This is a genomic window from Catenuloplanes niger (assembly GCF_031458255.1).
In the GTDB taxonomy this organism is placed as follows: Bacteria; Actinomycetota; Actinomycetes; order Mycobacteriales; family Micromonosporaceae; genus Catenuloplanes; species Catenuloplanes niger.
In genome coordinates, this window is record NZ_JAVDYC010000001.1 from 9,414,332 (window position 1) to 9,434,654 (window position 20,323).

The 20,323-nt window shown below is 73.0% G+C and carries 17 protein-coding genes and 1 pseudogene; 7 read left to right on the top strand and 11 right to left on the bottom strand.

Going from position 1 to position 20,323, the window contains the following annotated elements:
• Window positions 1–5: 5 nt before the first annotated feature.
• Window positions 6–1,655 (bottom strand): apolipoprotein N-acyltransferase, encoded by a 1,650-nt coding sequence (gene lnt / locus J2S44_RS41425; RefSeq protein WP_310430147.1) that lies wholly within the window; start codon window positions 1,653–1,655, stop codon window positions 6–8.
• 533 nt (window positions 1,656–2,188) lie between these two features.
• Between lnt and J2S44_RS41430 the strand changes: the two genes are divergently transcribed.
• The gene (locus tag J2S44_RS41430; RefSeq protein ID WP_310428904.1) at window positions 2,189–2,854 is read left to right on the top strand and encodes a cadmium resistance transporter; all 666 of its coding nucleotides are present in this window, start codon (window positions 2,189–2,191) and stop codon (window positions 2,852–2,854) included.
• On the opposite strand, the gene kal is transcribed toward J2S44_RS41430, so the two are convergent.
• The 5 genes from kal to kdd are packed head-to-tail and all read right to left on the bottom strand — an operon-like array spanning window position 2,851 to window position 8,043.
• Entirely contained in the window at window positions 2,851–3,228 is a 378-nt protein-coding gene (gene kal / locus J2S44_RS41435; RefSeq protein WP_310428906.1) for a 3-aminobutyryl-CoA ammonia lyase, read from the bottom strand. The two genes, J2S44_RS41430 and kal, sit on opposite strands and share 4 nt — an antisense overlap.
• Window positions 3,225–3,941, bottom strand: a complete 717-nt coding sequence (gene kamE, locus J2S44_RS41440; protein WP_310428908.1) for a lysine 5,6-aminomutase subunit beta — start codon at window positions 3,939–3,941, stop codon at window positions 3,225–3,227. The genes kal and kamE overlap by 4 nt, the downstream gene beginning before the upstream one ends.
• Entirely contained in the window at window positions 3,938–5,509 is a 1,572-nt protein-coding gene (gene kamD / locus J2S44_RS41445; RefSeq protein WP_310428910.1) for a lysine 5,6-aminomutase subunit alpha, read from the bottom strand. Before kamD ends, kamE begins: the two co-directional genes overlap by 4 nt.
• An 18-nt stretch (window positions 5,510–5,527) precedes the next feature.
• Window positions 5,528–7,039 (bottom strand): amidohydrolase, encoded by a 1,512-nt coding sequence (locus J2S44_RS41450; protein ID WP_310428912.1) that lies wholly within the window; start codon window positions 7,037–7,039, stop codon window positions 5,528–5,530.
• Window positions 7,040–7,044: 5 nt separating this feature from the next.
• Window positions 7,045–8,043, bottom strand: a complete 999-nt coding sequence (gene kdd, locus J2S44_RS41455) for an L-erythro-3,5-diaminohexanoate dehydrogenase (protein WP_374728058.1) — start codon at window positions 8,041–8,043, stop codon at window positions 7,045–7,047.
• Window positions 8,044–8,146: 103 nt separating this feature from the next.
• Between kdd and J2S44_RS41460 the strand changes: the two genes are divergently transcribed.
• The 5 genes and pseudogenes from J2S44_RS41460 (at window position 8,147) to J2S44_RS41480 (ending at window position 12,693) form a co-directional block, all read left to right on the top strand.
• Entirely contained in the window at window positions 8,147–9,463 is a 1,317-nt protein-coding gene (locus tag J2S44_RS41460; protein WP_310428914.1) for a KamA family radical SAM protein, read from the top strand.
• 14 nt (window positions 9,464–9,477) lie between these two features.
• Entirely contained in the window at window positions 9,478–10,635 is a 1,158-nt protein-coding gene (locus J2S44_RS41465) for a flavin monoamine oxidase family protein (RefSeq protein ID WP_310428916.1), read from the top strand.
• Window positions 10,636–11,040: 405 nt separating this feature from the next.
• Window positions 11,041–11,454: a DUF1761 domain-containing protein gene (locus J2S44_RS41470; protein ID WP_310428917.1), complete on the top strand. Its 414-nt coding sequence runs from the start codon at window positions 11,041–11,043 to the stop codon at window positions 11,452–11,454.
• A gap of 45 nt (window positions 11,455–11,499) precedes the next feature.
• Window positions 11,500–11,991: pseudogene (locus tag J2S44_RS41475) on the top strand (aldo/keto reductase); the annotation flags it as partial.
• Between the two features lie 135 nt (window positions 11,992–12,126).
• Window positions 12,127–12,693, top strand: a complete 567-nt coding sequence (locus tag J2S44_RS41480; RefSeq protein WP_310428919.1) for a histidine phosphatase family protein — start codon at window positions 12,127–12,129, stop codon at window positions 12,691–12,693.
• Here the strand turns inward: J2S44_RS41480 and J2S44_RS41485 are convergent.
• The 3 genes from J2S44_RS41485 to J2S44_RS41495 form a co-directional block, all read right to left on the bottom strand.
• Window positions 12,668–13,129, bottom strand: coding sequence for an Lrp/AsnC family transcriptional regulator (locus J2S44_RS41485; RefSeq protein ID WP_310428921.1), 462 nt, complete (start codon window positions 13,127–13,129; stop codon window positions 12,668–12,670). The two genes, J2S44_RS41480 and J2S44_RS41485, sit on opposite strands and share 26 nt — an antisense overlap.
• Window positions 13,130–13,147: 18 nt before the next feature.
• A complete protein-coding gene (locus J2S44_RS41490; RefSeq protein ID WP_310428923.1) occupies window positions 13,148–15,433 on the bottom strand; it encodes a hypothetical protein in 2,286 nt (761 codons plus the stop codon).
• A gap of 104 nt (window positions 15,434–15,537) precedes the next feature.
• Entirely contained in the window at window positions 15,538–16,515 is a 978-nt protein-coding gene (locus J2S44_RS41495; RefSeq protein WP_310428925.1) for an aldo/keto reductase, read from the bottom strand.
• A 72-nt stretch (window positions 16,516–16,587) separates the two neighbouring features.
• On the opposite strand from J2S44_RS41495, the gene J2S44_RS41500 reads away from it, so the two are divergent.
• Window positions 16,588–17,724 carry an acyl-CoA dehydrogenase family protein gene (locus J2S44_RS41500; protein ID WP_310428927.1) on the top strand — a complete coding sequence of 379 codons (1,137 nt, stop codon included), beginning with the start codon at window positions 16,588–16,590 and terminating at the stop codon, window positions 17,722–17,724.
• A 640-nt stretch (window positions 17,725–18,364) separates the two neighbouring features.
• On the opposite strand, the gene J2S44_RS41505 is transcribed toward J2S44_RS41500, so the two are convergent.
• Window positions 18,365–19,309 carry a pyridoxal-phosphate dependent enzyme gene (locus J2S44_RS41505; RefSeq protein WP_310428929.1) on the bottom strand — a complete coding sequence of 315 codons (945 nt, stop codon included), beginning with the start codon at window positions 19,307–19,309 and terminating at the stop codon, window positions 18,365–18,367.
• Entirely contained in the window at window positions 19,306–20,319 is a 1,014-nt protein-coding gene (locus J2S44_RS41510; protein WP_310428932.1) for a class I SAM-dependent methyltransferase, read from the bottom strand. The genes J2S44_RS41505 and J2S44_RS41510 overlap by 4 nt, the downstream gene beginning before the upstream one ends.
• Between the last annotated feature and the right edge of the window lie 4 nt (window positions 20,320–20,323).

The window sequence follows — 20,323 nt, forward strand, 5'->3', positions numbered from 1 at the left end:
GCCCGCTACGCGGCCGGCCGCCGCGTCCGCAGCACCGCGGCCCCGGCCAGCAGGCCCAGGCCGAGCACGGTCAGGACCAGTTCCGGCCAGTACGCCAGCCGGGTCGCCACGGTCAGCGCGGTGCTCTCGGTCATGTCCCGGACGACGACCGCGGCGGTGTTGAACACGGTCTGGTCCTGCACGTGCCCGTCCGCGCCGACGAACGCGGACACCCCGACCGTCGAGGCCATCAGCGTGTCCCGGCCGTGCTCGACGGCACGCAGCTGCACCATCGCCAGTTGCTGCTCGGCCTCGGCGGTGTTGAACGTGGCGTTGTTCGTCTGCACGGCGAGGATCTGCGCGCCGCCGGTGACGACGTCGCGGACCAGGCCGTCGTAGGCGATCTCGAAGCAGATGACGTCGCCGACCACGGTCGCGCCGCCGTCGATGACGCCGGGCCGGTCGCCGGGTTCGAAGTCGCGGCTGACCCGGTCGACCTCCTTGCTCACCAGCCGCGCGATCGACCGCAGCGGGATGTACTCCGCGAACGGGACCGGGTGCCGTTTGACGTACAGCTGGTCGAGGTCGGGGCCGGGCCGGTGACCGGTCGCGGTCGCCGGCCACCACAGCACCCCGATGTTGCGGACGTTGCGCGGGGTGGAGCCGTCGGTGACGCCGCCGACCAGGATCGGCGCGCCGATCGTGTCGGCGGCCCGGGAGATCTGGGTGGCGGCGACGTCGCTGTCGAGCGGGTCGACGTCGCTGGCGTTCTCCGGCCAGACGACCAGGTCGGGTTTCTTCCGCTGCCCGGCCGCGACCTGCGCGGCCAGGTCCAGCGTGCCCGTGACGTGGTTGTCGAGGACGGCGAGCCGCTGCGCGTTGAAGTCGAGGCCGAGCCGGGGCACGTTGCCCTGCACGAACGCGACCGTGACCGGGTCACCGGCCGGCCGCGCGACCGGGACGAGCGCGCCCGCGAACGCGAGCACGACCGCGCCGGCGACCCACCCGGCGGGACCGAGAACCCACCACCGCTTCGACGGTACGGCGGGCGCCCGCCGGTCACCGGTGGTGGTGCGGCGCAGCACGGTGAGCGCGGCGGTGGCGAGGAGGCCACCGGTGACCGCGACCATGAACGTGACCAGGGGTGCACCGCCGAGGACGGCCCAGCGCAGCAGCGGCACCTCGCCCTGCCCGAACGCGAGCTTCCCCCACGGGAACCCGCCGAACGGGGTCCGGGAGCGCAGCGCCTCCTGCGCCACCCACAGCGTGCCGATCAGCAGCGGGGTCAGCCACCGGCGCCGGTCGGCCAGCGGTGCCGCGTACGCGTACGCGGCACCCATCGCGGCGAGGTACGCCGCCTGCAGCACCGACAGCAGCGTCCAGGGCAGGTTACCGACGTGGATGTTCGTCCAGCTGATCATCGGCATGAACATCAGCAGACCGCCGACGAACCCGAGCCCGGCACCGGCCCGCATCCGCCGCCCGTGCACGGCGAGGGCCAGCAACGCGACGCCGGCCGGGGCGAGCCACCACTGCCCGATCGGCGGGAACGACGCCAGCAACGCGAGCCCGGCGGCGGCCGCGACGAGGATCGACGCCCACAGCGGGCGGATCACGGGCCGGTGGGCGGGGGTGGTGGCGCCGGTCGCGGGTGTCCCGCCGGCTGTGTCGACCATCGTCACCCGTGCCTCACCAAATGTCTCGACGTCGCGGCGACCAAGGGTACCGCCTGCGGTGCTGTCATCGGTGAGCCGCAACGAGGCGGGCCGGTTCCCGGCCGGGCCCCGCGTCGTCGTCGGTGGGGACGAGAAAGCGGGGCCCGGCCGTGGTCGGCCGCGCCCCGCTGCTCCCTGGCCCAGAGCGGTCCGGCGCGTCGGACGAGGTGACGAGACCTTCGGACCGACCTCACGACGGCTGGTTGCCCCCGTATGGCCGTTGTCTACTGGCCGCGCGTTCCTCGCCGTTCGTTCCGCCGGCGACGGTCCCGGTTCGCGCCGCCCCGCCGACCCCCGCCTGCGTGGCCTGGTCGGCCAGCGGACGAAGGGGCTGGAGCGAACGTGGGATCGCCTGCCCGCGTATGGACTCAAGAACTTTACGCGCTGGGGTCGGCTGCCCGTCAACCGGGGTTTGCTTTCTCTTTGGTTGCGTTTTCCGCCATGACCCCGTCCGGGTGACCGCCGCGGCCGTCCCCTCCGGACGCCCCGGTGCGATGATCTCCGCTGTGGGCATCGTGGTGCAGGCGGCGGCACTCTTCGCGGTCACGAACATCGACGACATCCTGCTCCTGGCGTTGTTCTTCGCCCGGGGCGCCGGGGCCGCGCACACGGCCCGCAACGTCACGGCCGGCCAGTACCTGGGATTCGCCGGGATCCTCGCGGTGGCCGGCGCGGCCGCGTTCGGTGCGACGTTCCTGCCGGACCACGCGATCCCCTACCTGGGGCTGCTGCCGCTCGCGCTGGGCGTGAAGGCGGCCGTGCAGGCGTGGCGGCACCGGAACGACGGCGACGACGACGCCCGGGACCCGGGTACGGGCGCACCCGGCATCCTGGAGGTCGCGGCCGTCACGTTCGCCAACGGCGGCGACAACATCGGCGTGTACGTGCCGGTGTTCGCGACCGCGGGCGTCACCGGCACCGCCTCGTACGCGCTGGTGTTCCTGCTGCTGACCGGGGTGTGGGTGGCCGCCGGCCGGTACTTCGCTACCCGGCCGCTGATCGCCCGGGCGCTGAGCCGCTGGGGTCACGTGCTGCTCCCGGCCGTCCTGATCGGCCTCGGCGTGCTGATCCTCGCCGACGGCCGCCTCCTCGGCGGCTGGACACCGGGCTCCGCGGCTGGGCACCGGGCTCCGCGGCTGGGGACCCGGCTCGGCGGCTAGGGACCCGGTGCCGGGACGACGACGGTGCCGGTCGCGGTCACGGCCAGCAGCGGCGGGTCGAGCACCTCCGCGGCGGACGGGCGCAGGTCGCGGCGGGCCCGGCACAGCACGGTCAGGCGCAGGTCGAGCCGCCGGGAGCGGGTGCCGGCCGCGACGACGACCGCGCTCGCCTCGACCACGTCCCCGGCCCGGACCGGGGCCAGGAACCGCACGTCGGCGTACCCGGCGAACAGGCCCTCGTCACCGTCGGTGCGGATGCACACCTCGGTGGCGACGTCCCCGAACAGGCCCAGCGCGTACGCGCCGTCGACGAGCCCGCCGCCGTAGTGCGCGTGCGCCACGTACCGCCGGTGACGGACGGTCAGGCCGATCATGACGCGAGCCGGTGCACGAGGTACGAGGCGACCTCCCGCGGTGTGGTGCCGCGCCCGAAGATCCGGTCGACGCCGAGGTCCGCGGCCATCGCCTCGTCGAACCGCGGCCCGCCCACGATCAACAGCGGCCGCCGGCCGGGCCGCGCCCGGAACGCCGCGGCCAGCTCCCGCACGTTGTGCAGGTGCGCGTCGCGTTGCGTGACGACCTGGGAGACCAGCACCGCGTCCGCCCCACCGGCGGCCGCGACCAGGTCCGGCACCGGCACCTGCGCGCCCAGGTTCGTCACCGACAGCTCCCGGTAGTACTCCAGGCCCTTCTCCCCCGCCACGCCCTTGAGGTTCAGGATCGCGTCGATGCCGACGGTGTGCGCGTCCGTGCCGACGCACGCGCCGACGACCGTGAGCTTGCGGCGCAGCCGCCGCCGGACCGCGGCGTTGACCGCGGCCGCGGACAGCAGCGGATAGTCGCGTTCGGTCACCCGCACGGCGTCGAGGTCGACGAGGTGCCGGACCCGGCCGTAGACGACGAAGAACGTGTGCCCGGCACCGACCGGCCGGGCGTGCACCAGCATCGCCGGGTCCAGCCCCATCGCGGCCGCGAGTTGCAGGGCGGCGCCGTCGGCGCGTTTCCCGGCCGGCACGGGCAGCGTGAACGACGTCTGCACCATCCCGTCCCCGGTCGTGTCCCCGTAGGGCCGGATCACCGCGCTCACGACAGCAGCTCCGCGAACGGGTTGTGGTGGACGTCCGACACCGGCGCCACACCGGCCAGGCCCCGGCCCCGGTCCGGCGGCCGTTTCATGATCCCGAACGTGCCGCGGGCGATCGCGGTCAGCAGCGACTCGTCCACGATCCGTTCCAGCAGCGCCACCGCCTCACCCAGCACCGTGTGCGCCCGCCGCTGCACGAAACCGCCCGGCGCGGGCACGAAGTCCTCGGCCATGTCCCCGGCCGCGGACAGCACGTAGCGCACGTTCTGCAGCGCGATGTCCCGGTCGGACAACCACGGCGTCACCACCGCCTCCGTCATCATCCCGACCAGCAGGATCTGCTGCCCGGTCAGCGCACCGACCAGGTTGAACATGCCGTCGAGCAGGTTCCCGCGGAACACGTCACCGGTCATGTGCTTCGTCGGCGGCATCCACTTCAGCGGCGCGTCCGGGAACAGCTCCCGGGCCAGCAGCGCATGCGCGGTCTCCAGACGCAGCGAGTCCGGCAGATCCGGGTCGATCTCGAACGCGTGCCCCAGCCCCAGCTGCGCGTCGGTCAGCCCGGCCTCGTGCGCGAAGTACTCGTTGAGCAGCTGCGACACCGTCACCGTGTGCGCCTCCGCGACCGCGTCCGCGGTGGTCAGGTAGTTGTCCTCACCGGTGTTGATGATGATCCCGGCACGCGCGTGGATCTGCCGGGAGAACCGCTGGTCGACGAACGTCCGCACCGGGTTGATGTCCCGGAACAGGATCCCGTACATGCTGTCGTTGAGCATCATGTCCAGCCGCTCCAGGCCGGCCAGCGCCGCGATCTCCGGCATGCACAGCCCACTGGCGTAGTTCGTCAACCGCACGTACCGGCCCAGCTCCCTCGACACCGCGTCCAGCGCGGCCCGCATCAACCGGAAGTTCTCCTGCGTGGCGTACGTGCCCGCGAACCCCTCCCGGGTCGCACCCTCCGGCACGTAGTCCAGCAGCGACTGCCCGGTCGACCGGATCACCGCGATCACGTCCGCGCCCGCCCGCGCCGCCGCGACCGCCTGCGGGACGTCCTCGTGAATGTCACCGGTCGCCACGATCAGGTAGATCCACGGCCGGCGCGGCGCGTCACCGTACCGCCGGATCAGTCGCTCCCGGGTCGCCCGCGCCGCGTCGAGCCGCTTCACCGCATACCGGGCGACCCGGCCGGCCGCACCCCGCGCCGTCACCGCGTCCCGGCCGGACGGCACCACGAACTCGAGCGAGTGCGCCTTCTCCGCCACCATCCGCAACCCCGCACCGAACGCGGCCGCGGGCGCGGACAGCGGCTGGAACCGGCGCAGCGCGTGCAGCACCGGCAGCACCACGCCGTGCGCCAGGCCGGTCTGCGCGGTCACCTCGTCGGTCAGCCGGTTCACCCACGGCGTACCGTCCGCGTCCGCGCCGGTCAACCCGAACAGGCGCAGCATCGCCCGCTCCACCGACACGGTGGTGTGGGTGCGGGCCAGGTCGACCACCGGCCGTCCCGCCTCCGCCGCCAACGCCCGCGCCCGCGCCACCAGCTCCGGATCGAGATCGAGCTTCCCGGCCATCGCACCCTCCAGACTTGGTCAGACCTCGTGGATCGTGCTCCCGTGCACCACCGTCCGCCGGCACACCGGCGTCGACTCGACCGCCGCGGCCAGATCCGCCACCCCGTCCCACACCGCGAACGTCGCCGGCGCGCCCGGCTCGACCGCACCACCGGCCACCGTGCCCGGCAGCGCCCGCCAGCCACCCCGGGTGTGCGCCGCGAACGCCGCCCGCACACTCATCCGGCTGTGCGGGGTGTGGTGCCGCACGGCGGCCCGGACCGCACCCCACGGGTCCAGCGGCGTCACCGGCGCATCCGACCCGAACGCCAACAGCACACCCACGTTGTGCATCGCGGCGAACGGGTTCGCGGTCAGCGCCCGCTCCCGGCCCAGCCGCGCCGCGTACATCCGCGTCTCCCCGCCCCACAACCGGTCGAACGCCGGCTGCACCGACGCGACCACGCCGTGCTCGACCATCCGCGCGATCAGCGTCCGGTCCAGCAGCTCCGCATGCTCGATGCGGTGCCGGGCCGCCCGCACCGCCTCGTTGCCGACCTTCTCGGCGACCTCCCCGATCCCGGCCAGCACCGCACCGATCGCGGCGTCCCCGATCGCGTGGAACCCGCCCTGCAACCCGTGCGCGTGACAGTCCAGCAGATGATCACGGACCTGCTCCGCGGTCAGGTAACCGTGACCGCGGCTGCCCGGCTCGTCCGCGTACGCGTGCTCCAGGAACGCGGTCCGCGAACCGAGCGCGCCGTCCGCGAACAGGTCACCGCCCGCCCCGACCGCACCGAGCTCCCGCGCCTTCGCGGCCGCGCCGAGCTCACCCCAGTAGCCGAACACCTCCGGATGCCCCTGCGCCGGACCACCCGCGGCGAGCACGTCCGCGAAGTCGTCCGCACTGGAGATCCGCGGACCACCGCACTCGTGCACCGCACCGATACCCAGCGCCGCCGCATGCCGCAACGCCACCCGCTGCGCCTGCCGGCGCTGCACCGGGGACACCGACGCCAGCGCGAGATCACGGACGGTGTGGTGGGCGTCGACCCGCACCCAGCCGGACGAGTCGAACCCGGCCGCGGCCGACACCGTCGGATCCGCCGCCAGCAACGCGGACGACACCAGCGCCGAATGCACCGACACCTGCGACAGATAGACACGCCGGCCACCGGCGGCGACCCCGATCTCGTGCGCGGACGGCAACTCCGGCGACTCCCACGTCGACTCGTCCCAGCCGTGCCCGAGCAGCACCCCGTCGGCCGGCACATCCCGCGCAGCCCGCTCCACCGCGGCGAGGACGTCACCGGCCGAGCGCGCCGCGGTCAGATCCAGCCCGGCCAGGTTCAGGCCGGTCGACGTGACATGCACGTGCGCGTCCACGAACGCGGCGGTGACCAGCCCACCGTCCAGATCGACCACCCGGTCCGCGGCCGGCGCGTCCCGGTCCACGCCGAGCCAGGTGATCGTCCCACCGGAGACCAGCAGCGCGGTCGCCCGCGGATCGGCGGCGGAGTGGACCCGCCCACCCCTGTAGAGAACGTCCATGGCACTCAGTCTGCCCGGACCCGGCCGGCGAACAGCTCCCGCAGACCCGGCGTGGCGCGCACCAGGTCCAGCGCCATCCGCGCATGCCCCGGCAGGTAACCGTTGCCGATCAGCAGCGTCACGTCCGCGGCCAGCCCCTCCGCGCCGAGCGCGGCCGCGGTGAAACTGGTCGCCATCGAGAAGAACACCACCGTGCCACCGTCCGCGGTGGCCAGGATCGCGGCGTGCTCACAACCGGGCACGTCCACGCACACCACCGTCACGTCCGCGCGCACCCCACCGATCGGACGGCGCGCGTCGGCGATCACGATCTCGTCGGCCAGCCCGGACCCACGCAGCCGCGCCGCCTCCGTCCCGTCCGGACAGACACCGACCAACCGCGCCGCACCGGCCCGCCGCGCCGCGGCCAGCGACAACGACCCGGACTTCCCGGACGCGCCGATCACCGCGACCACCGGCCGGTGATAACCGCCCACCACCCGGGCCGTCAGCGCCGGCGCGCCGCACACGTCGAACACGCTCAGCGCCAGACCCGCATCGAGATCCTCAGGAAGAACCGCCGCGACGGTACGCCCGTGCAGGATCGCGAACCCGTCACACGGCACCTGCTCCGCGCGGCCGTCCCACCGGGCCAGCCCATCCGTGATCGTCAACGGGGTGAGCGTGAGACTGACCAGCGTCGCGATCCGGTCACCCGGCCGCACGTCCACGGTCGCGGCCGGCCCGGTCTCCTCGACCACGCCGATCAGCATGCCACCGGACCCGGTCACCGGGTTGTGCATCTTCCCGCGCTCCGCCACGATCCGCAGCACCTCGTCGCGGACCCGGTCACCGTGCGCCTCCCGCAACTGCCGGAAACTCGCCGCGTCCAGGTTGAGCCGCTCCACCCGTACCCGCGTCTCGTCGGGGCTCATCAGCGCCGGACCGGGATCCAGCCGCCACGCCGCCTGCGGCAGCACACCCGGCGGCTCCAGGACGCGGTGCGCGCCCGGCACGTCGACCACCACATCCACCTCCGACAACAAAACTTACGGCAGAATATTCTCTACGCCGGAGGATTTCCAGTAATCTGCGGTCCCAGAAGAAAAATCAACGCTGGAGGCCGTCGTGACCAGCACACTCCACGAAGTACGCCAGCCCTACACCTACACCCGCCGACCCCTCCACGAACCCGACTGGACCCGCCTCCCCGGCTGGCGGCACATCACCCGCGACCAATGGGAATCCGCCCAGTGGCAACGCGCCCACTGCGTCAAGAACATCCGCCAGCTCCACCACGTCCTCGGCGACCACGCCGACGACACCTTCTACGACGACCTCGCCGCCGACCAGACCACCCACGCCACCATGTCCATGCTCCTGCCACCCCAGATGCTCAACACCATGGACACCGCCGACCTGCGCACCGACCCGGTCCGCCGCTACATGCTGCCGCTCGCGGGCGAACGACTCCCCGACCACCCGCACACCGCCCGCGACTCACTCCACGAACACGACATGTGGGTCGCCGACGGGCTCACCCACCGCTACCCCACCAAGGTCCTCGCCGAACTCGTCCCCACCTGTCCGCAGTACTGCGGACACTGCACCCGGATGGACCTCGTCGGCACCGACACCCCCACCGTCACCAAACTCAAACTCGCACTCAAACCCACCGACCGGCACGACGCCCACCTCGACTACCTGCGCGCCCACCCGACCGTCCGCGACGTCGTCGTCTCCGGCGGCGACATCGCCAACGTCCCCTGGCGACAACTCGAGAACTACCTCATGCGACTGCTCGACCTCGACACCGTCCGCGACATCCGCCTCGCCACCAAGGCCCTCGCCGGACTGCCCCAGCACTGGCTCCAGCCACACGTCGTCGAGGGCCTCGAACGCGTGGCCCGCACCGCCGCCCGCCGCGGCGTCAACCTCGCCCTGCACACCCACATCAACCACGCGAACAGCATCACGCCGCTCGTCGCCCGCGCCGCGCACACCATGCTCGACATCGGCGTCCGCGACGTCCGCAACCAGGGCGTCCTCCTCCACGGCGTCAACGACACCGCCGACGACCTGCTCGACCTCTGCTTCGCCCTCCAGGACGACGCCGGCATCCTGCCCTACTACCTCTACCTCTGCGACATGATCCCCGGCGCCGAACACTGGCGGCTCCCCGTCCACCGCGCCCAGACCCTCCAGCACGACATCATGGGATACCTCCCCGGCTACGCCACCCCACGCATCGTCTGCGACGTCCCCTACGTCGGCAAACGATGGGTCCACATGGCCACCGACTACGACCGCGACCTCGGCATCAGCCACTGGACCAAGAACTACCGCACCACCCTCACCGACGACACCGTCGACGCCCGCCACCGCTACTACGACCCCATCCACACCCTCCCCCGAAAAGGCCGCGACCACTGGGCCACCCGCTGATAAAGTCCCCCGCCGTGCCGATCACCGCCAGCGCCGTCACCCACTGGGCCGACGACCCCTGGACCCGCGGATCCTGGAGCCTCATCGGACGACACGGCACCCCCGCCGACCGCGTCACCCTCGGCACCCCGATCCGCGACCGCATCCGCCTCACCGGCGAAGCCACCCACCCCACCCGCGCCGGCATGACCCACGGCGCCCACGAACAGGGCATCGCGGCCGCCACCTGGGCCACCCACCACGGACACCGGGACGTCATCGTCGTCGGCGCCGGCATCGCCGGACTCGCCGCCGCCCAACACCTCCGCACCCACGGCGTCACCGCACACGTCCTCGAAGCCCGGCACCGCACCGGCGGCCGCACCACCGGCACCGACGTCGGCGGCTTCACCTTCGACCTCGGCGCCAACTGGCTCCAGCAGTACGACCACAACCCCCTCGCCCGCCTCGCCGAACAGCTCGCGCTCCCCGTCGTACCCACACGATTCGCCTCCGGCCACGACGAACTCGAGAACGAACTCCGCCGACGACTCGCCGCCGCACCCGCCCACGCCTCCGTCGCCGACGTCCTCGCCGCCTGGCCCGACCCACCCGCCGCACTCCACCGGCTCGTCGACACCGAGATCGTCATGGACACCGGCGCCGACCTCCACTGGCTCAGCGCACGCCACGGCTTCGAACCCGGCGTCGGCGACGGCGACCGCTGGATCATCGGCAGCTACCAGCCGCTCGTCGACCACCTCGCCGACGGTCTCGACATCCACCTCGGCACACCGGTACGCACCATCACGGACACACCCCACGGCGTGACCGTCGACGGCCGGCACACCGACGCCGTCATCGTCACCGTGCCGATCGGCGCACTACCCGACCTCACGTTCACGCCACCGCTACCCGCCGCACACCGCACCGCACTCGCCCGCCTCGGCATGGGACGCGTCGAAAAAATCATCCTCCGCGCGACCGACCGCTTCTGGCCGCACACACCGTACTTCCGGATCCACGGACCCACCGACCGCTCGATCAGCGAATGGCTCGACGCCACCGACGCCGACGGCACACCCACCCTCGTCGGGCTCCTCGCCGGACCATGGCTCGACACCCTCTGGACCGGCACCGACCACGACATCACCACCCGCGTCCTCACCGACGTACTGCACGCCGCCGCATGATCGCCGCATCCAGGCCGTAACCGAGCCGGCCCAGCGACGGCCATCTCCCCGGCCGCCCTCTGGGCTCCCCGACCCGGTGCCGGAGCGCGTCGCGTACCTCGGTAGCCGTGCCTGAAACCCGCATTCCCGCCGGTCTTCAGCTGGGCCGGCAAACCAAAAGATGGTTTTGGCCTGTCGGTGCCGAAGGCACGTGTCTGCCTTTGATTGCTTTGTGGTGCGGAGCACCACGTGTAGCGCATCCTAGGAAGCTAGCTCTATTTCGCCGTGCGGTGCGGGGATCTCGGCATGGCCGGAACAGGTGCCACTTCCTGTCACCCACTGCTGCGAATCTCGTGCCCGAGCCGGTCAACCACGGTGCTTCGGTGACGGCGGGAGCCGATCACCCCTCGCGTACGGAGGCAACACATGTTCGATGTTCTGGGCGATCTCAACTGGCTCGGGATCCTGGTCGGCTTCATCGCCGCCACGCTGCTCGGCGGCCTCTGGTTCGCGGCGCTGTTCCCGAAGGCGTACAACCGCTCGCTCGGCCGCGACGCCGGCGCGAAGGCGCCGTCGACCCCGCTGTTCCTCGCCGGGCCGCCGCTCACCAGCCTGATCGTCACGGTCACCAGCGCGATCCTGTTCACCGCGCTGCGCATCGACACCTACGGCGACGCGCTGCTGTTCGGCCTCATCGTCGGCGTCGGCTACCTCACGGCCAACACCGTCACGATCGCCATCAACCCCAACTTCCCGCGGCCGCTGCTCTACGCGGCGGTCTCCGGCGGCTACCACGTCACCGGCAGCCTGATCGTCAGCGCCGTCCTGCTGGCCGTCTGACACCGCACCGGCACCCGCCCCTCATCCGGCAAAGGACCACAGCACATGCGTATGCGCCCCCTCGGCCGCACCGGTATCCAGGTCAGCACCTACTGCCTGGGCACCATGATGTTCGGCCCGTACGGCAACCCGGACCCCGACGACTGCGCCGCGATCGTCCACCGGGCCCTGGACGCGGGCATCAACGTCATCGACACCGCCGACGTGTACGGCGGCGACGGCGAGACCGAACGAATCCTCGGCAAGGCGCTGAGGGGCCGTCGCGACGACGTCGTGCTCGCCACCAAGGTCAACGGCGCGATGGGCACCGACCCGAACCGGCGCGGCAGCTCCCGCCGCTGGATCGTCACCGCGCTCGAGGACTCGCTGCGGCGCCTCGGCGTCGACCACATCGACCTCTACCAGGTCCACCACCCCGACCCCGGCACCGACGTCGAGGAGACCCTCGCCGCCCTCACCGACCTGATGCGGGCGGGCAAGATCCGCGCGATCGGCCACTCCAGCATGCCGGCCGCCGACATCGTCGAAGCCCAGTGGACCCCACCCGCCCTCGCACTGACCGGCCGGCGCCGCCGCGACATCCGGGACCGCGCCGCCGCCTGACCCGCCGGGCCACACCGCCTAGGGCGTCCTAGGAGGCTAGTGAGAAGTCGGGTCTGGTTGACTGACGGCATGGCGGAGATCGTTCTCGTACGGCACGGGCAGACCGAGTGGAGCGTCGCCGGGCGGCACACCGGCCGCACCGACATCCCCCTCACGGCCGAGGGTGAGCAACAGGCGCACGCCATCGGGGCGAGGATCGCCGGGCGCGAGTTCGCGGCCGTGCTGTGCAGCCCGCGGATCCGGGCCCGGCGGACCGCGGAACTGGCCGGCCTCGAGGTGACCGAGGTCGACGAGGACCTGGCCGAGTGGGACTACGGCGACTACGAGGGCATCACCACGGCGGAGATCCACAAGACGGACCCGGACTGGTACCTGTGGGACGACGGCGTGCCCGGCGGAGAGTCACCCGATCAGATCGGTACCCGGATCGACCGGCTGCTCGCGAAGGCCCGCCGGCACCTGGACGACGGCGACGTGGCGCTGGTCGCGCACGGTCACGCGCTGCGCGTCGTGGGCGCCCGGTGGATCGAGGAGCCGGTCCGGGTGGGTGGACGGCTGCGGCTGGACACCGCGACGCTGTGCCGGCTCGGGTTCGAGCACGGCCGCCCGGTCATTCTGGAGTGGAACTCGCGCTGACCGTCGGGGGGCGCCCCTCGTACGGCGTGGAGAGCACCACGGTGGTGCGGGTGGTCACGTTCGCGGCGGTGCGGATCTGCTGCAGCAGCCGCTCCAGCTCGCCCGGGCTGGCCACCCGGACCAGCAGCATGTAGAAGTCCTCCCCCGCCACCGAGTAGCACGACTCGATCTCGGGCAGGTGGGCGAGCCGCTCCGGCGCGTCGTCCGGCTGCGACGGGTCGAACGGCCGGATCGCCACGAACGCGGTGAGCTGGAGGTCGATCGCCTCGTACGAGACGCGCGCGGTGTAGCCCTTGATCACGCCGCGCTGCTCCAGCCGGCGCACCCGCTGGTGCACGGCCGACACCGACAGGCCGACGCGTTCCGCGAGGTCCGTGTACGACAGCCGCCCGTCCGCGGTCAGCGCCGTCACGATCGCCCGGTCGATCTCCTCCACGCCGAAGAACCTACCGCGCTAACCCACCGTGCCGTCATTCGGGGACGTCGTCACGGACGGTGCCGGCGACGAGGACGGCGCGGGCAGCGCACCGGCGCCGGTCTCGAGCAGCGCGTCGCGCAGCACCTCCGCACCGGACTTGAGCCGCTCGGTGTAGTAGACGCGGTTCCACGGCTCCCAGGCGATCTCGTCCAGCGGTTCGAGCTTGCCGTCCGCGGCCAGGCGGACCCGTACCCCGGTCGCGGTCCTGGTCGTCGCCACGTTCCCGTCCGGGACCAGCACCTGCAGCGACGACGGGTCGGCGAAACCGGCGAACGCCCACGGGACGCGCATGGTCAGCGTGCCGTCGTCGGTGAGCCGCCACAGGTTGCGGTTGTCCGCGTTCTCCGCGGCCGGATCCCACACCCCGTGGTTGAGCCGGCCCACGTCGAACAGCTCGGCCGGCAGTTTCCGCCCGGTGGACGGCACGGTCAGGTCCCGGTTGATGATCAACTGGTAGCGCTGCCAGCCGTCGACCGGCTTCGCGCGCACGCCCTCCGGCACCTGATAGTCCAGCGGCATCGGGTCGAGCCGCTCGCGCACCCACACCTGCCCGGTCAGCGCCTCCAGATCCAGCTGGATCGCCAGGTCCGCGCCCTCGTCGGTGGAACCGGGCGGCGGGCTGCCGGCGATCTCCGGGAGCACGTCCAGACCGAGCGTCAGCTTCTTCGGCGCGGGCTTCGCCAGAGCCAGGCCCAGCGAGAGGTACGACTCGTCGACCGCGGCCACCGCGCGCGTCACGATCGGCGAGTCCGGCGCGTCCAGCACCTGCTGCGGCCAGCCCTCCGGCTGCCCGGTCGCGTCGGCCGCGATGATCCCGAAGTGCTGCTCGTTGGTGAGCGGGTCGTGCCAGAGCTGCCGACGGTCCGCGGGCAGCTGGTGCGCGATCGTGTTCCAGGTGAACTTGAACCACTCGTCGGCCCAGCCGAACAGGAAGCCGCCGGCCATGCCGGTGCCGCGAATGACGCGCAGCAACTCCGCGTTGATCGCCATCGCCTCGCGCTCGCTGTGGTCGCCCTGGCCGCGGCCGAGCGGTCCCGCGTGCGCGGTGCCGAGACTCGACGGTACGCCGAACTCCGTGACCATCACCGGCATGCCCGCGTGGTGGCGGCGCAGCGCGGTCAGGTAACCGGCGTACGAGTCCGGGCGGCCGTTGTAGATCGCCTTCTGCAGCGCCGGCTCGTGCCGCTGGAAGTCCGGGTAGTACGGGTACGCGTGGTAGCTGGCGAACGTGCCGCCCGGCCAGTCCTCGGTGGCCCGCACGTGGTTCGCGTCCACGCCGGCCAGGTCCTCCTGCGGCAGCGGCTCCTCCGGGTGCCGCAGCGGGTCGGTGGTCGGCCAGTTCACGAACGCGATCGGTGCGCTGCGCCCGCGGGCCGCCTCGGCGGACGCCAGGTTGTCCATCCGGGTGGCCAGCCACCGCTCGGTCGGCGAGGCGTCCGCGGTCGCCTCGAAGAACCGGCCGGTGAAGACCGGGCGCTTCGCGTTCTTCCGGTCCGACTCGTACACGCCGTTCGGGTCCCACTCCACGCCGATGATCCACGCGGCGAGCCACGGGCTGACGTCCGCGCTCCACGTGCCGTGTGCCCTGCCCGGCCGCGGGTCCCGTTCCAGCTGCCCGGAGACGGCAGCGGACGCGTCCTTCAGCTCCCGGACGAACGCGGTGGTGACCTCGGTGTCGTACAGGTCGCCCTTGCGCGCGTAGGACTCGTCCGGCAGGTAGACGCCCTGGCTCAGGTAGAGCGGCCGGTCCGGGTACTTCCGGTTGTGCGCGGCCAGTTCCTGGTAGAACGCGGGCGGGTGGATCGTGTAGATCCGGACCACGCGGATGCCCATCCGGTCCATCGCGGCGAACCAGGCCCGGTAGTCCTCCGCCGAGATCGCCAGCTCCCCCGGCTGGTGACCGGGCGTGGTGGAGCCGAGGTTGACGCCGGGCAGGAACGTCTTGCCGCCGGACCGCGTGTACAGCAGGAACTGCTCGCCCATCGCCTGCGCCGCCACCTTCAGCCCGTTCGCGGCGATCCGCCGGTCGGTGGCCCAGCTGGCCCCGTCCGCGGGCGGCGCGGGCAGGTCGGTCACGCCGGCGATCCGGCTGGTGAACTCCGGGACCGGCGCCGCGGGCGGGGTCTCGTCGGCCAGCACCTGGTGCACCCCGAACGCGCCGAGCGCGATCACCGCGCCCATGCCGACGAGCCAGCGCCAGCGCGAGTTGCCCGCAGGCTGGATCTGATGGTGTCGGCCCGGCGCACGATGGGATCCCGTCACCCGATCATTTTGTCGCCGTATTCGCTTTTGTCCGGGGCTTTCCGGGAAGTTGGCCGGGCCCTGTTTCACCAGGGGGACCGCGGCCGTCCACGTCGATACCGGGCCTACGAGTGGTCGGTCACCGCGTGCGGCCGGTACGGCGCCTCGAGCGCGGCGATCTCCTCCGGGGTGAGCGAGACCGTGACCGCGGCGGCCGCGTCCTCGATGTGCGCGGTCCGGGACGCGCCGACGATCGGCGCGGTGACGGTCGGCCGGGACAGCAGCCAGGCCAGCGCGACCTGGGCCGGCGGGAGCGAGCGCGCGTCCGCGATCCGGCGGAGCTCCTCGGCGACCGTGAGATCGTCGTCGGTGTAGAGCTCACGGGCGATCGCGTCGGTCCGGGCCCGGGTGGTGTGCAGGCCCTCCCGGGTGCGGGAGCCGGCCAGCAGGCCGCGGGCGAGCGGGCTCCACGGGATGACGCCGACGCCCTGGTCCGCGCAGAGCGGCAGCATCTCCCGCTCCTCCTCGCGGTAGACCAGGTTGTACTGCGGCTGCATGGAGACGAACCGGGTCCAGCCGTTGACGGCCGCGACGTGCTGCGCCTTGGCGAACTGCCAGGCGAACATGCTGGACGCGCCGATGTAGCGGGCCTTGCCGGCGCGCACCACGTCGTGCAGCGCCTCCATGGTCTCCTCGATCGGCGTGTCGTAGTCCCAGCGGTGGATCTGGTAGAGGTCGACGTAGTCGGTGCCGAGCCGGCGCAGCGAGTCGTCGATCGAGGAAAGGATGTGCTTGCGGGACAGGCCGCGGTCGTTCGGGCCGTCGCCCATCGGGTGGTAGACCTTGGTCGCCAGCACGTAGTCGTCGCGACGGTGGAAGAACGCGCGCAGCAGCCGGCCGGTGACCTCCTCGCTGCCGCCGACCGAGTACATGTCCGCGGTGTCGAAGAACGTGACGCCGAGCTCGACCGCGCGGCGCACGATCGGCTTGCCGGCCTCCGCGTCCAGCACCCATTCGCGCCAGGACGGCGAGCCGTAGGTCATCATGCCGAGGCAGATCCGGGACACCTTGAGACCGGTCGTGCCGAGCCGCGTGTACTCCATGATCTGCAGACCATACCGTCCGGCCATCGCGGTTACTCGCCCGTACTCCCTAACGACCGTTAAGCTTGCGCGATGTGGATCCCACCCACCGACGAGGCCCGCGACCTGCTCGGTCTCGTCGATGAGATCGCGGACGGTGAGCTGACCCCGCACACCGCCGCGGATCACGAGGCACGGGGCGAGTTCCCCCGCGAGATCGTCCGCACGCTCGGCCGGGCCGGGCTGCTCGGACTCCCCTACCCCGAGGACCTCGGCGGCGCGGGCCAGCCGTACCAGGTCTACCTGCGGGTGCTGGAACGCCTCGCGTACCGGTGGCTGACCGTGGCCGAGGCGGTCAGCGTGCACACGCTCGCCTGCTACCCGGCCGCGCTGCACGGCGACGACCGGCTGCGCGCGCTGGTGCCGGACATGATCGGCGGCGAGCTGCTCGGCGCGTACTGCCTGTCCGAACCGGCCGGCGGCTCCGACGCGGCCGCGCTGACCACGAAGGCCGTCCGCGACGGCGACGACTACGTCGTCGACGGCACCAAGGCGTGGATCACGCACGCGGGCAGCGCGGACTTCTACACCGTCTTCGCCCGCACCGGCGAGCCCGGCGCCCGCGGCATCTCCTGCCTGCTGCTCGACGCGAAGACCACCGGCCTCGAGCCGCAGCCGCGGGAACGACTGATGGGCCTGCACGCCGGCGCGCCCGCCCAGGTGGTGTTCGCCGGCGCCCGGGTCCCGGCCGGACGCCTCGTCGGCGCCGAGGGCCAGGGCTTCCGGATCGCGATGTCCGCGCTCGACGCCGGCCGGCTCGGCATCGCCGCCTGCGCGGTCGGGCTCGCCCAGGCCGCCCTCGACTACGCGGTGTCCTACGCGCGCGAACGCACCCAGTTCGGCTCGCGCGTCATCGACTTCCAGGGCGTCGGCTTCATGCTCGCGGACGCGGCCACCGGCATCAGCGCGGCCCGCGCGCTGCTCTACACCGCGGCCCGGCTCCGCGACGCCGGACTGCCGTGCAGCACCGAGGCCGCGCAGGCCAAGCTGTTCGCCACCGACACGGCCATGCGCGTCACCACCGACGCGGTCCAGATCCTCGGCGGCGCCGGATACGTCACCGACCATCCGGTCGAACGCTGGTTCCGCGAGGCCAAGCTCCTGCAGATCGTCGAGGGCACGAACCAGATCCAGCGCCTCGTCATCGCCCGCTCCCTCGCCAAGCCCTGACCGCACCTCCGGCCCCGCCGGTCACCTGCCGAGGAGCCGTCCCGGGGCCGGGGCGCACAGATTCACATTTCGCTGTTCCCGCTTCCGGCGTGGTCCGGCCCGCATGCTCCCGCGGGCCAACCGCGCCGAGGGCTCCGGCTCCGCCGGCGCTCCGCTCCGCCCGCGGCGGCGGAGCCGGTCGGGTGGGTGGCCGGGGAAACCCACGCGGCCGCCGCGGCCGCGGGCGCCGCGCCACGCGCGTCACGTTCCCCGGCTGACGGCGGGCGCCGCGGGCCACCACCGGCCGGCCCACCACGGCGGCCGGGTGCGGAACCGGCAGGGAGGCCGCCCGCGCCGCGCCGCGCGCATCGCGTTCCCCGGCTGAACGGCGGGCGCCCCGGAACCCCTACCGGGCCGGCGCACCACCGGCGGCCGGGTGCGGAACCGGCAGGGAGGCCGCCCGCGGCCGACCGGTGCCCGCGGGAGCACTGGGAAGGTGCCCACGCCGGAAGCGGGAAGATCAAGACTTTGATCTGTAGTCGATCCCCGGCGACGGGCCGCACCGGACCGGCGATCGGCGGGGCGGCAGGGGTCACGCCGACGCATCGGGTCGCGGGGCTCATGCGAGGCGGGACCGCTCCGACGGGATCGGGGGGCGGGGTCAGGCGAGCAGGCCGGCGAAGCGGGTGACGTCGACGTTGCCGCCGGAGAGGATGACGCCGGCCCGGCGCGCGGCCGGGACCCGGCCCCGGAGCAGCGCGGCGAGGCCGGTGGCGCCGCTCGGTTCGAGGACCAGCTTCATCCGGTCGAACGCGAAGCGCATCGCGTCGCGGATCTCGTCGTCCGTGACCAGCACGACGTCGTCGACCAGCCGGCGGTTGACCTCGAAGGTGAGCGTGCCCGGCGTGTCCGCGGCCATCCCGTCCGCGACCGTGCGCGGCACCGGGATCCGCACCCGCTCGCCCGCGCGCAGCGAACGCAGCGTGTCGTCGCCGGCGGCCGGCTCGACGCCGACCACCCGGACGTCCGGCAGCATCGCCTTCGCGATCGTGGCACAGCCGGCGATCAGGCCACCGCCGCCGACCGGGACCAGTAGCGTGTCGAACGGCCCGGCGTCCTCGATCAGCTCCAGCGCGGCCGTGCCCTGACCGGCCATCACGTGCGGATGATCGTACGGCGGGATCAGCGTCAGCCCGCGCTCCGCCGCGAGCGCCTCGCCGAGCGCGACCCGGTCCTGCGTGTACCGGTCGTAGGTGCGGATCTCGGCGCCGTACTCCCGGACCGCGTCGCGTTTGGACGCGGGCGTGTCCGCCGGCATCAGCACCACCGCGTGGGCGCCCACCTCGCGCGCGGCCAGCGCGACCGCCTGCGCGTGGTTGCCGGACGAGTAGGCCGCGATGCCGCGGGACAGCTCCGCCGGCGTGCGGCGGGAAATCGCGTTGAACGCGCCGCGGAACTTGAACGCACCGACGCGCTGCAGGTTCTCACACTTGAGGAACGCTTCCGTCCCGGTGCGCGCGGTCAGCGTCCGGGAGACCGCCACGGGCGTACGGTGGGCGACGCCGGCGAGCCGGGCCGCCGCGTCCCGGACATCGGCCGCGTTCACTGCGCCATTCTGTCACGGAACGCTTGTTTCCGGCGCTCCCGTTCCTCCCGGTCCCGCCGCCGCCACTCGTCCATGTCCGACTCCGAGCGGGCCCGGACCTCACCGGCCGGATCCCAGTCCAGGCCGGCGTCCCGGGCCGCGGTCACCACCTGGTCCAGGGCGACCCCCATCCGCCGCAGCCGGGCGATGATCTCCAGCGAGTCGTCCGGCATCGGCACCCGGGCCGGCCGGCCGCTGTCGTCGTCGACGACCCCCCACAGCCGGTCCGCCACTCGCTCGAACCGCAGCCCGGACGCGCGCCGCGGCGGTCCCGCCGTGGCCAGCACGACCAGCCCGTCCGCGTCGTCGTCGGCCGGGTCGACGCGGAAACCGGCCTCGGTCAGCACGGTCTGGTACCAGACGTCGGACCGCAGCCGGATCTCCCGGTCGAAGAACAGCTCGGTGCCGTCCGCGAGCCGGTACCCGGCCCGGTAGCGGACCCGGTCGCCGTCCACCCGCGCGTCCTCCCGCCACGCGGCCGCACCGGTCGCCGTCCGGCGGTACGACGCGGCGCGCGTCCACCCGGCCCAGTCCCGGGCCCGGTAGCGACGGGCGTCGAACGCGAGCCGGCCGCCGGGCCGCAACGCCCGCCGGGCCGCCGCGAACGTGGCGATCAGCTCCCGGTCGTCGGTGATCTCCGAGACCACGCCCCCGGCCAGCACGACCAGGTCGAACGCGGTCTCCGGCAGTGCCCGGGCGTCGCCGCGCAGCCAGGTGACCAGCGCGCCGATCGGCCGCCGCCGGGCCAGGTCGAGCATCGGCCCGGACGGGTCGACCGCGGTGACCCGGTGACCGCGCCGGGCCAGCTCGGCCGCGAGGCGCCCGGTGCCGCACCCGACGTCCGCCACCGCGACCGCCGGCAGTTGCGCGGCCAGGTCGACGTAGAACGGATGCACGGCCGGGTCCGGGTGCAGCGCGTCGTGCAACGCCACGATCCGGGGATCCGTGTGCTCCGCGGAGGTGGCGCTCATCGGC

Excerpts from the sequence above, each read along its gene's own strand:
- lnt (WP_310430147.1), bottom strand. The coding sequence starts at position 1,655 with ATGGTCGACACAGCCGGCGGGACACCCGCGACCGGCGCCACCACCCCC.
- J2S44_RS41430 (WP_310428904.1), top strand. The coding sequence starts at position 2,189 with ATGATCTCCGCTGTGGGCATCGTGGTGCAGGCGGCGGCACTCTTCGCG.
- kal (WP_310428906.1), bottom strand. The coding sequence starts at position 3,228 with ATGATCGGCCTGACCGTCCGTCACCGGCGGTACGTGGCGCACGCGCAC.
- kamD (WP_310428910.1), bottom strand. The coding sequence starts at position 5,509 with ATGGCCGGGAAGCTCGATCTCGATCCGGAGCTGGTGGCGCGGGCGCGG.
- J2S44_RS41450 (WP_310428912.1), bottom strand. The coding sequence starts at position 7,039 with ATGGACGTTCTCTACAGGGGTGGGCGGGTCCACTCCGCCGCCGATCCG.
- J2S44_RS41470 (WP_310428917.1), top strand. The coding sequence starts at position 11,041 with ATGTTCGATGTTCTGGGCGATCTCAACTGGCTCGGGATCCTGGTCGGC.
- J2S44_RS41480 (WP_310428919.1), top strand. The coding sequence starts at position 12,127 with ATGGCGGAGATCGTTCTCGTACGGCACGGGCAGACCGAGTGGAGCGTC.
- J2S44_RS41495 (WP_310428925.1), bottom strand. The coding sequence starts at position 16,515 with ATGGAGTACACGCGGCTCGGCACGACCGGTCTCAAGGTGTCCCGGATC.
- J2S44_RS41500 (WP_310428927.1), top strand. The coding sequence starts at position 16,588 with ATGTGGATCCCACCCACCGACGAGGCCCGCGACCTGCTCGGTCTCGTC.
- J2S44_RS41510 (WP_310428932.1), bottom strand. The coding sequence starts at position 20,319 with ATGAGCGCCACCTCCGCGGAGCACACGGATCCCCGGATCGTGGCGTTG.